8 protein-coding genes, 2 tRNA genes, 2 rRNA genes and 1 riboswitch are annotated in these 14,077 nt (G+C 43.7%); of the genes, 6 read left to right on the top strand and 6 right to left on the bottom strand.

All coding sequences use genetic code 11. The features are described 5' to 3' along the window. Nucleotides 1-293: 293 nt before the first annotated feature. The 6 genes from gorA to cobO all read right to left on the bottom strand — a co-directional run bounded on the left by gorA (nucleotide 294) and on the right by cobO (nucleotide 5,685). The gene (gene gorA, locus RHO15_09920) at nucleotides 294-1,646 is read right to left on the bottom strand and encodes a glutathione-disulfide reductase (protein WVD63765.1); all 1,353 of its coding nucleotides are present in this window, start codon (nucleotides 1,644-1,646) and stop codon (nucleotides 294-296) included. Between the two features lie 132 nt (nucleotides 1,647-1,778). Continuing rightward, entirely contained in the window at nucleotides 1,779-2,621 is an 843-nt protein-coding gene (locus tag RHO15_09915; protein WVD63764.1) for a 23S rRNA (adenine(2030)-N(6))-methyltransferase RlmJ, read from the bottom strand. Between the two features lies 1 nt (nucleotide 2,622). Next, on the bottom strand, nucleotides 2,623-3,237 hold the full coding sequence (locus RHO15_09910; protein WVD63763.1) for a hypothetical protein: 615 nt from the start codon (nucleotides 3,235-3,237) through the stop codon (nucleotides 2,623-2,625). A gap of 21 nt (nucleotides 3,238-3,258) precedes the next feature. Continuing rightward, nucleotides 3,259-3,771: a SprT family zinc-dependent metalloprotease gene (locus RHO15_09905; GenBank protein WVD63762.1), complete on the bottom strand. Its 513-nt coding sequence runs from the start codon at nucleotides 3,769-3,771 to the stop codon at nucleotides 3,259-3,261. Nucleotides 3,772-3,809: 38 nt separating this feature from the next. Next, a complete protein-coding gene (gene metK, locus RHO15_09900) occupies nucleotides 3,810-4,967 on the bottom strand; it encodes a methionine adenosyltransferase (protein WVD64997.1) in 1,158 nt (385 codons plus the stop codon). Between the two features lie 115 nt (nucleotides 4,968-5,082). After that, on the bottom strand, nucleotides 5,083-5,685 hold the full coding sequence (gene cobO, locus RHO15_09895) for a cob(I)yrinic acid a,c-diamide adenosyltransferase (protein ID WVD63761.1): 603 nt from the start codon (nucleotides 5,683-5,685) through the stop codon (nucleotides 5,083-5,085). Between the two features lie 223 nt (nucleotides 5,686-5,908). Beyond that, nucleotides 5,909-6,092, top strand: a riboswitch (cobalamin riboswitch). Between the two features lie 75 nt (nucleotides 6,093-6,167). Between cobO and btuB the strand changes: the two genes are divergently transcribed. From btuB to RHO15_09865, 6 genes are all read left to right on the top strand, one after another. After that, a complete protein-coding gene (btuB, locus tag RHO15_09890; GenBank protein ID WVD63760.1) occupies nucleotides 6,168-7,976 on the top strand; it encodes a TonB-dependent vitamin B12 receptor in 1,809 nt (602 codons plus the stop codon). Beyond that, nucleotides 7,966-8,796, top strand: a complete 831-nt coding sequence (murI, locus tag RHO15_09885; GenBank protein ID WVD63759.1) for a glutamate racemase — start codon at nucleotides 7,966-7,968, stop codon at nucleotides 8,794-8,796. Before btuB ends, murI begins: the two co-directional genes overlap by 11 nt. A gap of 345 nt (nucleotides 8,797-9,141) precedes the next feature. After that, a 16S ribosomal RNA gene (locus RHO15_09880) occupies nucleotides 9,142-10,679 on the top strand. Between the two features lie 63 nt (nucleotides 10,680-10,742). After that, a tRNA-Ile gene (locus tag RHO15_09875) sits at nucleotides 10,743-10,819 on the top strand. Nucleotides 10,820-10,917: 98 nt separating this feature from the next. Continuing rightward, a tRNA-Ala gene (locus tag RHO15_09870) sits at nucleotides 10,918-10,993 on the top strand. A gap of 170 nt (nucleotides 10,994-11,163) precedes the next feature. After that, nucleotides 11,164-14,053: ribosomal RNA gene (locus RHO15_09865) — 23S ribosomal RNA — on the top strand. The 16S and 23S rRNA genes sit together here with 2 tRNA genes alongside, the layout of an rRNA operon. Nucleotides 14,054-14,077 lie beyond the last annotated feature (24 nt).

Genomic DNA, 14,077 nt, shown 5'->3' with positions numbered 1-14,077 from the left:
TCATAACCGATCTTATGGATCTAAAACTTTTAAACTGATCACAGTTCCATAAAAATCTTTCAGTTTGAAAGATTTTTCTTTCAGATTTATTGTTTATTGGTGAGATATATTATGATTAGCGATGAAGATGCTAAAAGAACAATATTGAATAGTAAGGTTAGTGATAGGTAATAACAGAGGATTGAGGCATAAATGAGATTGTCAGTGTTTATTGTTGTGAGAGAGATGACTGTATCTTATTCACAAAAAAGGCTATAAAAGCCTTTTTTGTGAATAATACGATCAAATATTGATTAACGCATGGTGACAAACTCTTCTGCGGCAGTTGGATGAATTGCTATCGTGTTATCAAAGTCTTTTTTGGTCGCCCCCATTTTTAGAGCGACTGCAAATCCTTGTAAGATTTCATCCATACCATAACCGATGCCATGAATACCGACAATTTTTTCCTCTTTGCCTGCACAGACTAATTTCATCCGGCATGGCTGACGATGCGCGGTGACAGCCGTGTACATGGCGGTAAAACTTGAACGATAGATTTTGACATTCTCTGCACCATAAGCTTCAATCGCTTGTGGTTCAGTCAGTCCTACCGTACCAATCGGAGGATGAGTGAATACCACCGTTGGGATGTTGCTGTAATCTAAATGTTCATCAGGTTTATGATTAAACAGACGTTCAGAGAGACGTCGACCAGCCGCTACCGCAACGGGCGTTAATGCTGCTGCTTCTGTATCATCACCGACACTATAGATACCAGCAACATTGGTATTTTGGTATTTATCGACCTCAATAAAGCCCCATTGATTCGTTTTAATACCGGCAGCATCCAAGTTCATCCCCTCAGTTGCGGGTTCACGACCAATCGCCCAGATAAGACAATCGATATCATAATGCTGACCATCTTGTAAATGGAGTCTATAAGAGTTATCAGCATTTTTTTCAATCGATTTTGGTACTGAGAAATTATGTAAATGATGACCTTCCGCTTTAATCACTTCCACTAAAGTTTCAATAATTAAAGGATCAAATGAACGCAGTGGTGTCTCCATACGAACAAATTGATGTGTTTCAGCACCTAAGGCATGTAAAACACCTGCAATTTCGCAAGCAATATAACCGGCGCCGACAATCGCGACTCGTTTAGGGAGTTGAGTTAATTCAAAAAAACCATCTGAGGTAATACCATATTCAGCACCAGGAATATTAGGAATCGTAGGCTTTCCACCGACCGCAATCAGAATATGGTCGGCGGTATACTGCTTACCATTTACTTCAACCGTATGTTTATCGACAAATCGTGCGTAACCTTGAATAACATCTACATGGTTATTATTTAAGACGCGATCATAGGATTGATGAACACGATCAATATAACCCTGACGACTTTCGACTAACTTTTGCCAATTAAATTGATTCACACTCACATCAAAACCGTAATCGGCCGCATAGTTATGCACGGCTTCTGCAATCTGCGCAGCATGCCACATGATTTTTTTCGGTACGCAGCCGACATTCACGCAAGTACCGCCAAGCAGCTTGGCTTCGATAATCGCACATTTTTTACCATAAGAGGCTGCGCGGTTTGCTGATGCGATACCACCACTACCACCGCCAATAGCAATGTAATCATAATGTTGGGTCATTTTTTATCCTTATTTTAGTCACTATTTTATTGCCCAGTAGAGTGACATAAAATGATGACTATTTAAAGCCAGATTTTCGGAATAGAATAATAAGAAATAACTATTAATAATGATATATTACACGGTTATTCGTTATTCCCTGGCGAGCTCTTTTACGGTATAACCGCCAGTATTCTCCGGTACCAGTACCGAATGTAACCAAGGTAATACCGTTTCCATTTGTGAAGCAAGCTGCCAAGGTGGATTGATGACAATCATGCCCGAGGCGGTCATGCCTTTTTGAGTATTGTCAGGTCTTACGGCCAGCTCGATTTGCAGAATTTTCTTAATTCCCGTCTCAACCAGCGCATTAATCATTCTCTGGGTTTGTGTTCGAGAGACCACCGGATACCAAAGTGCGAACATGCCGGTCGCAAATCGTTTATGACCTTCAGTGATGGCTTTAACCGCTTGTTGATAATCTGTTTTGAGTTCATAAGAGGGATCCATCAGTACAATGCCTCGGCGTTGTAGTGGCGGCAACTGTGATTTAAGCTGATGAAAACCATCTTCTTTAAGAACTTTAGTTCGCTTATCCTTCAAAAATTCATGGCGGAGTAACTGATAATCGGCAGAGTGTAACTCTGTTAAGTGCAATTTATCTTCATCACGAAGTAACTGTTTGGCTATCAATGGTGAACCAGGATAGTATTTTAATTGCACATTACGATTATAATAACCTAGCACTTTCATGTATGGTGCTAATAAATCTGGTATCTCAGCTTGTTGCCAAACACGGTTAATACCTGACAGATATTCCCCGGTTTTCTCGGCATGTTCACCTTGCAGCAGATAACGACCTGCACCGGCGTGTGTATCCAGATAGATAAAAGGTTTCTCTTTCTCTTTTAAATATTCAATACATAATGAGAGTACAACGTGTTTTAACACGTCAGCGTGATTGCCTGCATGGTAACTATGTCGATAACTTAACATTTTATTTGCTCTGATTTATATTTCGTTCATTTCTCTGCATATACAATACAATAAGTATCAGCGAGATAAAACAAGGAATTTCAATTAGTTCCTCAATTAAATCTTGTTTTTCTGATACATACAGTAAAAGATTAGCGCCACTACGATGGTGTTCCACAATATCCGATAGTCCTAAGAAAACAAAGGCTAAAATAATGTGCCAGACCGGAATCTTTTCAAAAAAGAAGCGATGTTTAATCTGTTGTCGGATGCTTTTACTAAACAACATTAAAACAGGCAGTCCGATTAAAATAATCGAGATTATTCTAAAATAGAGATGGGGAACATCTGGGAAGAAATCACGGCCCCAACTAATACCGCGACCAAAAAGCATTATCCACCACATGACACTCCAGTACCAAAAGATGCGATTAGCACTCTGCGCGGGATAACGTCTTGCATAAAAATAGCTATAAACAGCAATTAGCAACAGTCCAAGTGACTGCAGATTTTCAGCAATCGCCGTTGATAGACCATTATAAAGTGGAATAAAAGTGTTACCTGCCCAGACCAAAAAAAGTGCGAGAATGATAGTGAACATATTGCTTTTATAAAAGTGAAAATCAAAATTTTTCATTGGAAAAAACCTTTAGTATTGTTAGTTATTATGGAGTTTTAAACTATTGTTACACCGTTTACAAATATATTCTAATTTTTTTTGTTGAATTTTTTGGTGTCTGATTTTGGTAAGATAATGCGTCTGGCATCCACATTGATAGGGTATTCGCGTTTTTTCTAACATCGAATTGGTAAACTGATGGGTTCTTTTAGGGACTTTACCGAGAATATCACACATGATCGATTGCCACTCTTGGCCGTGGGGTTTCACTCGCCCATAGAGCGCAAATACGAATAAGTGCGCTAGTTCATGGGGGATCACCTCGTCGATAAAGGGCTTTTGATGTTCAATGAGTAATTGGGTGTTCAGCTTAATTATCCATTCGGTTAAATGTGCAGTGCCGCCCACTGAGCCTTTATGACGATAGATGATTTGTGGTATCGGAAAAGATTGATTTAACTTTTGATTAGCCAGATTGATCGTTTCATTTACACATTGCATAACTTGCTGCTGCAACGCGATGGGTACCCGGCGATGATTGTTTTGTATCATAATTGAAAGAAAAAGGAGCCAAAGCTCCTTTTATTGGATTATTTTAATCCCGCGGCCTCACGCAATAATTCAGCTTTATCGGTCTTCTCCCAAGGGAAGGTATCACGACCAAAGTGACCGTAACTGGCTGTTTTTAAGTAGATTGGACGAATTAAATCTAACATTTTGATCAGACCGTATGGACGTAAGTCGAAGAACTCTTTGACTAATGTAACGATTTTATCTAATGCGATTTTCTCGGTTCCAAATGTTTCAACCATGATAGAGGTTGGTTCGGCAATACCAATCGCATAAGAGATTTGGAGTTCACAGCGATCAGCTAAGCCCGCAGCAACAATATTTTTAGCCACATAACGCGCAGCATAAGCGGCAGAGCGGTCTACTTTAGATGGATCTTTACCTGAGAATGCACCACCACCGTGACGCGCGGCACCGCCATAGGTATCCACAATAATTTTACGTCCGGTCAAACCACAGTCGCCCATCGGGCCGCCAATCACAAAACGACCGGTTGGATTGATAAAATATTTCGTTGATAAGGATAGCCATTGAGCCGGTAATACTGGTTTAATAATCTCTTCCATGATCGCTTCATGTAGATCTTTTTGTCCAATTGATTCAGCATGCTGGGTTGAAAGTACAACGGCATCAATACCTTGAATAAGATTATTTTCATATTTAAAGGTAATCTGACTTTTTGCATCAGGACGTAACCAAGGTAAGGTCCCATTTTTACGCACTTCAGCTTGACGTTCCATTAATCGATGCGCATAAAGGATTGGCGCAGGCATTAATTCAGGCGTCTCATTATTGGCATAGCCAAACATAATGCCTTGGTCACCAGCACCTTGTTCGAGCGGATCTTGTCGGTCAACACCTTGATTAATATCCGGTGACTGTTTGCCGATAGCATTGAGAACCGCACAAGAGCGTGCATCAAATCCCATGTCAGAATGCGTATAACCGATATTGGCAATCGTTTTACGGGTTAACTCTTCGATATCAACCCAAGCTGAAGTAGTGATTTCACCACCAACCAGTGCCATGCCAGTTTTAACATAGGTTTCACATGCCACGCGTGCTTTAGGATCTTGTTCTAAAATTGCATCTAATACCGCATCCGAGATTTGATCAGCGATTTTATCTGGATGGCCTTCTGAAACAGATTCCGAAGTAAAAAGAGTGGTTGTCATGATATTACCTTTATTCAGTCAATTTAAAAAATATAGCAGTATTAACATCTAGACGGCTATTCTAATAAATTCTATCTCAGAATACCAGCATTATCTTGTCTTTTACGTATTTTGAACATTACCATTCAATGCCTATTTGTGCAGCAATACCTGCATCAAACGCGTGTTTGAGCGGTTTAATTTCATTCACTGTGTCAGCAAGTTCAACCAACGTGCGATGGCAGGCGCGTCCAGTGATAATTACATGTTGATGTGAAGGACGCTGCTTGATAGCCTGAATAATTTCATCCAGATCGATATAATCAAAGGTCACCATATAGGTTAATTCATCCAGGATAACCAAATCAACTTGGTCATCTTGTAACTTTTGTTTCGCCTGTTGCCAAGTCGTTTGCGCAGCAATGTTATCCTGCACGCGATCTTGTGACTCCCAGGTAAAATCAGTTTTCATTTGAATAAATTCAACGCCCAATGATTCGAGCCCTTTTTGCTCGCCAGTTTGCCACTGACCTTTGATAAACTGAATGGCGACAACTTTCAGACCATGTCCTAAAGCGCGCAGGGCTGTACCAAATGCGGCGGTCGTTTTCCCCTTACCATTGCCTGTATAGATAATAACGATACCGCGACTTTCAGTTGCAGCCTGAATCCGAGCATCTACTTTTGCTTTCAGTTTTTGTTGACGTAGCTGATGACGCTGTTGATGTAAATCTTCCTTCATGACTTGAGGTCCTTAGCTGAGCAAACTATACGATTGAGTCGTTATCCTGTGGCACTGACTTCATGCGCATTCAATATGAGAGCATTCAGGATAAATTCAGTTTCTTATTCTATTTTATCGTTAAAATAGTGAGAGGCAAGTTATGTCTGATAGGGCGATATATGAACGTGGCTTATTTGTTGAGTAAATGAAAAGGACGTCTGGACATCTTTATTGAATCACTATAAGATGCCCCCTAATTGGTCAATATTGTTATTGTTAAAAGGGAATCTGGTGTAATACCAGAACTGACGCGCAGCGGTGATGAGTTTAAACATAGCCTGATAACACTGCATTTTAAAAATGTGGGAAGTTGCTGTTTAATCAAGCTCTCAGTCCGAAGACCTACCAGTTTCACGTCGCTAAATTGAACATTGTCGCGCCTACAATGCTCGCTTGCGGCATCCTTGTCTCTGTAATCGGATGCTTAATTCAATATGAATATGAAAACAATATTTGGGCTCGCTGTTATTAGCTCAACTTCCTCTGTGGCAATAGCTGCAGAAACAACATCGCACAACACTTTAGTGGTGACCGCCAACCGCTTTGCACAGCCGATCTCTTCGGTTGTCGCGCCAATCAATGTGATAACCCGCGCGGAGATTGATCGTTGGCAAACTCAGTCAGTGCCGGAAATCTTAAGACGTTTACCCGGCGTAACCGTTTCTCAGGCAGGTGGCCGAGGCCAAGTTGCCTCTGTATTTATTCGCGGCAATGAGAGTAAACATGTATTAATTTTGATAGATGGTATTCGGATTCCCTCGAGTGCGACGATTATGGGTAATACTGATTTAAGCCAAATTCCAGTCGCACTTATCCAGCGGATTGAATATATTCGTGGTCCGCACGCTGCAACATATGGTTCAGACGCGATTGGTGGTGTGATTAATATCATTACTGAATCTGATTCTCCTGTTAGTAAAATTAATGCAACCTATGGTTCTCAAGCTTATCAAAACTATAATGCCGCTATCAGACAAGATATCACTGATAAAACGACGTTATCGCTGGCTGGGGGCTATGAATCAACGACAGGTTATAATGTAATGCCACAAAGCAATGAGCCAGATAAAGATGGTTTTCGTGAAAAATCGCTGTGGCTAGGCCTTAAGCATCAATTTTCTAATGAAGTAACCGGATTTATTCGTGGGTATGGTAATAGTAATAATGTTGAATATGATGGCTATTATAATGAAAGCAATATTTATACCCATAATTATGATACGGGCTTGCAATATCAAAACGAAAATTACTCCTCTCAGTTAGTCACCAGTTTTCGTCAATATAAGATCTTTAATTTTAATCATATTCAAGGTAAAAACTCAACAGCGCCCAATGATGTTACGCAGCAAAGTATACAGTGGGGAAATACTTATCGTCTTGCTCAAGGTGCCATTATCAGTGGTGGCGTCGATTTTTATGCGAATAAGATTGGTGCGGGTTCTGGCGGTATATTGACGTCTCATTCGAAAAATAATACGGGAATTTATCTCACAGGGCAAAAACAGCTAAACACTGTTTTGCTTGAAACGGCGGTCCGCCTTGACGATGATCAGCAATATGGCCGTCATGCAACCTGGCAAGTGGCGAGTGAATGGGAGTTTATCGATAATCATCGCATCAGTTTATCGTATGGCACCGCTTTTAAAGCCCCGACTTTTGGCGAGATCTATGATGGTGCATGGGGCGTAATCGGTAACCCAGATTTAAGGCCTGAAACCAGTCGTCAGTGGGAGTTAGGTGTATCTGCTGACTATGATCTTTTTGCCTGGCGTACCTCAGCCTACTATAATAAAGTGCAAGATTTGATCCAGTGGAAATCACTCTCTGACTGGACCTCAACCTATGAAAATATCGATAATGCTAATATTAAGGGAATTGAGTTTAATCTTAATTTTGATACGGGTCCGGTTCACCATAATGCGACCTTTGAATATATTGATGCGCGCAAAGCAAATGGCGAGCTGTTATTAAAGCGTCCGCACAAGAACTTTCAATACCAACTTGATGCAACAATAAATGAGATTGAGTTTTCGCTTGCCTATTTATATAAGGGACAAAGCAGAGACTACGGTAAAGTTCAGCCAATCGATAGTTATAGTGTTTGGGATATTTCAGCCTCATATCGAATCGTCAAAAATATTATTGTTAGTGGAAAAATTGCTAATTTATTTGATAAAAAGTATGAAACTGCTATAGGATATCCAGCGCCAGAACGTGAATATTCGATGACATTATCCTATGAGTTCTAATATAAAAGATAAACAACCAACTGTACTAATATTTGATTCCGGAGTAGGGGGATTGAGTGTCTATGATGAGATTCGGCTGCTAATGCCGAATCTGCACTATATTTATGTCTTTGATAATCAAGGGTTTCCTTATGGTGATAAATCAGAAGCGGTGATTATTGAGCGCGTGACACAAGTGATTAGCCATGTTCAATCTGCTCATTCGATTGATATTGCGGTTATTGCTTGTAATACCGCAAGTACTATTTGTTTGCCAGCGCTGCGAAATCAATTTGCTTTTCCGATTGTTGGTGTCGTGCCGGCAATTAAACCGGCTGCAAAAATCAGCCGTAATAAATTGATCGGACTGTTAGCCACCAAAGCTACCATAAAGCGCGCCTATACCTCCAGGTTAGTCGAAGAGTTTGCACAAGATTGTCATGTTCAGATGCTAGGTTTATCTGAGCTAGCTATTATTGCTGAAAATAAGCTGCATGGACAGCCAGTTGATATGACGCAGTTATCTCAGCTGATGGCACCCTGGTTAAACTTGGCTAAACCGCTTGATACGATTGTTTTAGGTTGTACACATTATCCGTTTATTCAAGATGAACTTCAGCTGCTTTTCCCGCAAGTGAACTTCGTTGATTCAGGATACGCGATAGCTTCACGTGTACAATCTTTATTAAATTATCAGATTAATAATAGTGTTGTATCTCAACAGAATAGTCAAAATCAAGTGATGAGCACAAGATTTGATCACGATGTTGCTGCTTTAATGTCAACGTTATCTGGCTATAATTTAACTAATTATTGTACAATTCCTTTAGATGTTGTATAAAGCTTCTACAGTTAGATAGTTTTTATTATATTTTCCTTGCTAAAGTAAAATTAGGTCTTATAATTCTGCGTCACTGGTTTAGCAAATATACTTATTCTGTTAAATCATAATAAATTATGTTCAGCTAGTAAAACGGCTTGACATAGAAAGTTTGGCAGCGTAGTATACGCACCTCTTTCAGGTAGTTATCACTACCCGCTCTTTAAAAATTAGAACAGACAATCTGTGTGGGCACTTACAGGACGAAAGAAATTAAGTCGACAGACTTTAAAAAATTAAGTCTTGATAAGTGACACTGAAGATTCATTTGAATATGTCAGAAATCATTATTGAGCATCAAACTTTAAATTGAAGAGTTTGATCATGGCTCAGATTGAACGCTGGCGGCAGGCTTAACACATGCAAGTCGAACGGTAACAGGAGAGCTTGCTCTTGCTGACGAGTGGCGGACGGGTGAGTAATGTATGGGGATCTGCCGAATGGAAGGGGACAACAGTTGGAAACGACTGCTAATACCGTATAATGTCGAGAGACCAAAGCATGGGACCTTCGGGCCATGCGCCATTTGATGAACCCATATGGGATTAGCTAGTAGGTGGGGTAATGGCTCACCTAGGCGACGATCTCTAGCTGGTCTGAGAGGATGACCAGCCACACTGGAACTGAGACACGGTCCAGACTCCTACGGGAGGCAGCAGTGGGGAATATTGCACAATGGGGGAAACCCTGATGCAGCCATGCCGCGTGTATGAAGAAGGCCTTAGGGTTGTAAAGTACTTTCGGTAATGAGGAAGGGGTAATATCTAATAGGTATTACCATTGACGTTAATTACAGAAGAAGCACCGGCTAACTCCGTGCCAGCAGCCGCGGTAATACGGAGGGTGCGAGCGTTAATCGGAATGACTGGGCGTAAAGGGCATGTAGGCGGATGATTAAGTTAGGTGTGAAAGCCCCGGGCTCAACCTGGGAATTGCACTTAAAACTGGTCATCTAGAGTATTGTAGAGGAAGGTAGAATTCCACGTGTAGCGGTGAAATGCGTAGAGATGTGGAGGAATACCGGTGGCGAAGGCGGCCTTCTGGACAAATACTGACGCTGAGATGCGAAAGCGTGGGGAGCAAACAGGATTAGATACCCTGGTAGTCCACGCTGTAAACGATGTCGATTTGGAGTTTGGGGGCATGACCCCTGGGCTCCGGAGCTAACGCGTTAAATCGACCGCCTGGGGAGTACGGCCGCAAGGTTAAAACTCAAATGAATTGACGGGGGCCCGCACAAGCGGTGGAGCATGTGGTTTAATTCGATGCAACGCGAAGAACCTTACCTGGTCTTGACATCCATAGAATCCTGCAGAGATGCGGGAGTGCCTTCGGGAGCTATGAGACAGGTGCTGCATGGCTGTCGTCAGCTCGTGTTGTGAAATGTTGGGTTAAGTCCCGCAACGAGCGCAACCCTTATCCTTTGTTGCCAGCGGTTAGGCCGGGAACTCAAAGGAGACTGCCATTGATAAAGTGGAGGAAGGCAGGGACGACGTCAAGTCATCATGGCCCTTACGACCAGGGCTACACACGTGCTACAATGGCGTATACAAAGAGAAGCGAACTTGCGAGAGTAAGCGGACCTCATAAAGTACGTCTAAGTCCGGATTGGAGTCTGCAACTCGACTCCATGAAGTCGGAATCGCTAGTAATCGTAGATCAGAATGCTACGGTGAATACGTTCCCGGGCCTTGTACACACCGCCCGTCACACCATGGGAGTGGGTTGCACCAGAAGTAGATAGCTTAACCTTAGGGAGGGCGTTTACCACGGTGTGATTCATGACTGGGGTGAAGTCGTAACAAGGTAACCGTAGGGGAACCTGCGGTTGGATCACCTCCTTACTACGAAGAGCCTGTAAGTGTTCACATAGATTGTTTGTTTGAAAATAGAGAAAACACGCATTTGGGTCTGTAGCTCAGGTGGTTAGAGCGCACCCCTGATAAGGGTGAGGTCGGTGGTTCGAGTCCACTCAGACCCACCAATGACTGAAAATAATGAGGCGAAAGCTGAGTTATGATGATGTATTGGTAGAGTGTCGCTAGCTAAATGTAGGCGAAATGACAAATGCAGTGAATATATGGGGCTATAGCTCAGCTGGGAGAGCGCCTGCCTTGCACGCAGGAGGCCAGCGGTTCGATCCCGCTTAGCTCCACCATATTTCTCGTAAAAAATATTGATAAGTACATTAAGGTGTACTGATGAATATAGCTCTTTAAAAATTAGGAACAAGCTGAAAGAAACGAGTTCTCGGATCTGCGGCATGCTGTATGGCATAGCTAAGGGTTTGAGGAAAGCGAAAAAAACTGAGACAACTAAGAGTTGTAAGGTTAAGAAATTAAGCGTACACGGTGGATGCCTAGGCAATCAGAGGCGATGAAGGACGTGTTAATCTGCGAAAAGCGACGGTGAGCCGATAAAAGGCGTAATAGCCGTTGATGTCCGAATGGGGAAACCCAGTGCACTTGTGCACTATCATTAACTGAATAAATAGGTTAATGAGGCAAACCGGGAGAACTGAAACATCTAAGTACCCCGAGGAAAAGAAATCAACCGAGATTCCCAAAGTAGCGGCGAGCGAAATGGGAGGAGCCCAAAGCGGGTAGCGTAATGAGTTAGTGGAACGGTCTGGAAGGTCCGATCATAGAGGGTGATAATCCCGTACACGAAAGCCATTGCGTGGAAGCTTGAAGAGTAGGGCGGGACACGTGGTATCCTGTCTGAATATGGGGGGACCATCCTCCAAGGCTAAATACTCCTGATTGACCGATAGTGAACTAGTACCGTGAGGGAAAGGCGAAAAGAACCCCGGCGAGGGGAGTGAAATAGAACCTGAAACCGTGTACGTACAAGCAGTGGGAGCATGTACTAGTATGTGTGACTGCGTACCTTTTGTATAATGGGTCAGCGACTTATATTCTGTAGCAAGGTTAACCGAATAGGGGAGCCGAAGGGAAACCGAGTCTTAACTGGGCGTTAAGTTGCAGGGTATAGACCCGAAACCCGGTGATCTAGCCATGGGCAGGTTGAAGGTTGGGTAACACTAACTGGAGGACCGAACCGACTAATGTTGAAAAATTAGCGGATGACTTGTGGCTGGGGGTGAAAGGCCAATCAAACCGGGAGATAGCTGGTTCTCCCCGAAAGCTATTTAGGTAGCGCCTCACGTATTACCATTGGGGGTAGAGCACTGTTTCGGCTAGGGGGTCATCCCGACTTACCAACCCGATGCAAACTCCGAATACCGATGAGTAGAGCGTGGGAGACACACGGCGGGTGCTAACGTCCGTCGTGAAGAGGGAAACAACCCAGACCGCCAGCTAAGGTCCCAAAGTCATAGTTAAGTGGGAAACGAAGTGGGAAGGCTTAGACAGCTAGGATGTTGGCTTAGAAGCAGCCATCATTTAAAGAAAGCGTAATAGCTCACTAGTCGAGTCGGCCTGCGCGGAAGATGTAACGGGGCTAAACTATGCACCGAAGCTGCGGCAATGTGTGAATAACATATTGGGTAGGGGAGCGTTCTGTAAGCCGTAGAAGGTGGATTGAGAAGTCTGCTGGAGGTATCAGAAGTGCGAATGCTGACATAAGTAACGATAATGCGGGTGAAAAACCCGCACGCCGGAAGACCAAGGGTTCCTGTCCAACGTTAATCGGGGCAGGGTGAGTCGACCCCTAAGGCGAGGCCGAAAGGCGTAGTCGATGGGAAACGGGTTAATATTCCCGTACTATGTGTGACTGCGATGGGGGGACGGAGAAGGCTAGGTTTACCATCTATTGGATGATGGGTTAAGCATGTAGGCGTGTGATTAGGCAAATCCGGTCACTAAGACGCTGAGGTGTGATGACGAGCAACTAAGGTTGTGAAGTAACTGATGCCCTGCTTCCAGGAAAAGCCTCTAAGCTTCAGGTCATATGTAATCGTACCCCAAACCGACACAGGTGGTCAGGTAGAGAATACTCAGGCGCTTGAGAGAACTCGGGTGAAGGAACTAGGCAAAATGGTGCCGTAACTTCGGGAGAAGGCACGCTGATGGTAATTGAAATCCCACGCGGACGTAGGTGAAGTCAGTCGAAGATACCAGCTGGCTGCAACTGTTTAATAAAAACACAGCACTCTGCAAACACGAAAGTGGACGTATAGGGTGTGACGCCTGCCCGGTGCTGGAAGGTTAATTGATGGGGTTAGCGTAAGCGAAGCTCTTGATCGAAGCCCCAGTAAACGGCGGCCGTAACTATAACGGTCCTAAGGTAGCGAAATTCCTTGTCGGGTAAGTTCCGACCTGCACGAATGGCGTAATGATGGCCAGGCTGTCTCCACCCGAGACTCAGTGAAATTGAAATCGCCGTGAAGATGCGGTGTACCCGTGGCAAGACGGAAAGACCCCGTGAACCTTTACTATAGCTTGACAGTGAACATTGAGCCTTAATGTGTAGGATAGGTGGGAGGCAATGAAGCGTGGACGCCAGTTCGCGTGGAGCCGACCTTGAAATACCACCCTTTAATGTTTGATGTTCTAACGTAGGTCCCTAATCGGGATTGCGGACACTGTCTGGTGGGTAGTTTGACTGGGGCGGTCTCCTCCCAAAGAGTAACGGAGGAGCACGAAGGTTAGCTAATCCTGGTCGGACATCAGGAGGTTAGTGCAATGGCATAAGCTAGCTTGACTGCGAGAGCGACGGTTCGAGCAGGTACGAAAGTAGGTCATAGTGATCCGGTGGTTCTGAATGGAAGGGCCATCGCTCAACGGATAAAAGGTACTCCGGGGATAACAGGCTGATACCGCCCAAGAGTTCATATCGACGGCGGTGTTTGGCACCTCGATGTCGGCTCATCACATCCTGGGGCTGAAGTAGGTCCCAAGGGTACGGCTGTTCGCCGTTTAAAGTGGTACGCGAGCTGGGTTTAGAACGTCGTGAGACAGTTCGGTCCCTATCTGCCATGGGCGCAGGAGAATTGACGGGGTTTGCTTCTAGTACGAGAGGACCGAAGTGAACGCACCGCTGGTGTTCGGGTTGTCATGCCAATGGCATTGCCCGGTAGCTACGTGCGGAATAGATAAGCGCTGAAAGCATCTAAGTGCGAAACTAGCCCGGAGATGAGTTCTCCCATGATGAGAATCAGTAAGGTCCGTTCGAGACTAGGACGTAGATAGGTTGGGTGTGTAAGTGCAGTGATGCATTGAGCTAACCAATACTAATGAACCGAGGTCTTAACCTTACAACTCTGAGTTGTTTTATGATT

It is taken from the genome of Orbaceae bacterium lpD01, from assembly GCA_036251705.1.
Lineage (GTDB): Bacteria > Pseudomonadota > Gammaproteobacteria > Enterobacterales > Orbaceae > Utexia > Utexia brackfieldae.
Note: the sequence above shows the minus strand (reverse complement) of the source record. Positions and strands in the feature narration are given on the sequence as shown.

What these genes read in the sequence shown, in the direction of transcription:
- RHO15_09910 (WVD63763.1), bottom strand. Translation starts at nt 3,237, where the DNA reads ATGAAAAATTTTGATTTTCACTTTTATAAAAGCAATATGTTCACTATC.
- cobO (WVD63761.1), bottom strand. Translation starts at nt 5,685, where the DNA reads ATGAAGGAAGATTTACATCAACAGCGTCATCAGCTACGTCAACAAAAA.
- btuB (WVD63760.1), top strand. Translation starts at nt 6,168, where the DNA reads ATGAAAACAATATTTGGGCTCGCTGTTATTAGCTCAACTTCCTCTGTG.
- gorA (WVD63765.1), bottom strand. Translation starts at nt 1,646, where the DNA reads ATGACCCAACATTATGATTACATTGCTATTGGCGGTGGTAGTGGTGGT.
- murI (WVD63759.1), top strand. Translation starts at nt 7,966, where the DNA reads ATGAGTTCTAATATAAAAGATAAACAACCAACTGTACTAATATTTGAT.
- RHO15_09905 (WVD63762.1), bottom strand. Translation starts at nt 3,771, where the DNA reads ATGATACAAAACAATCATCGCCGGGTACCCATCGCGTTGCAGCAGCAA.
- RHO15_09915 (WVD63764.1), bottom strand. Translation starts at nt 2,621, where the DNA reads ATGTTAAGTTATCGACATAGTTACCATGCAGGCAATCACGCTGACGTG.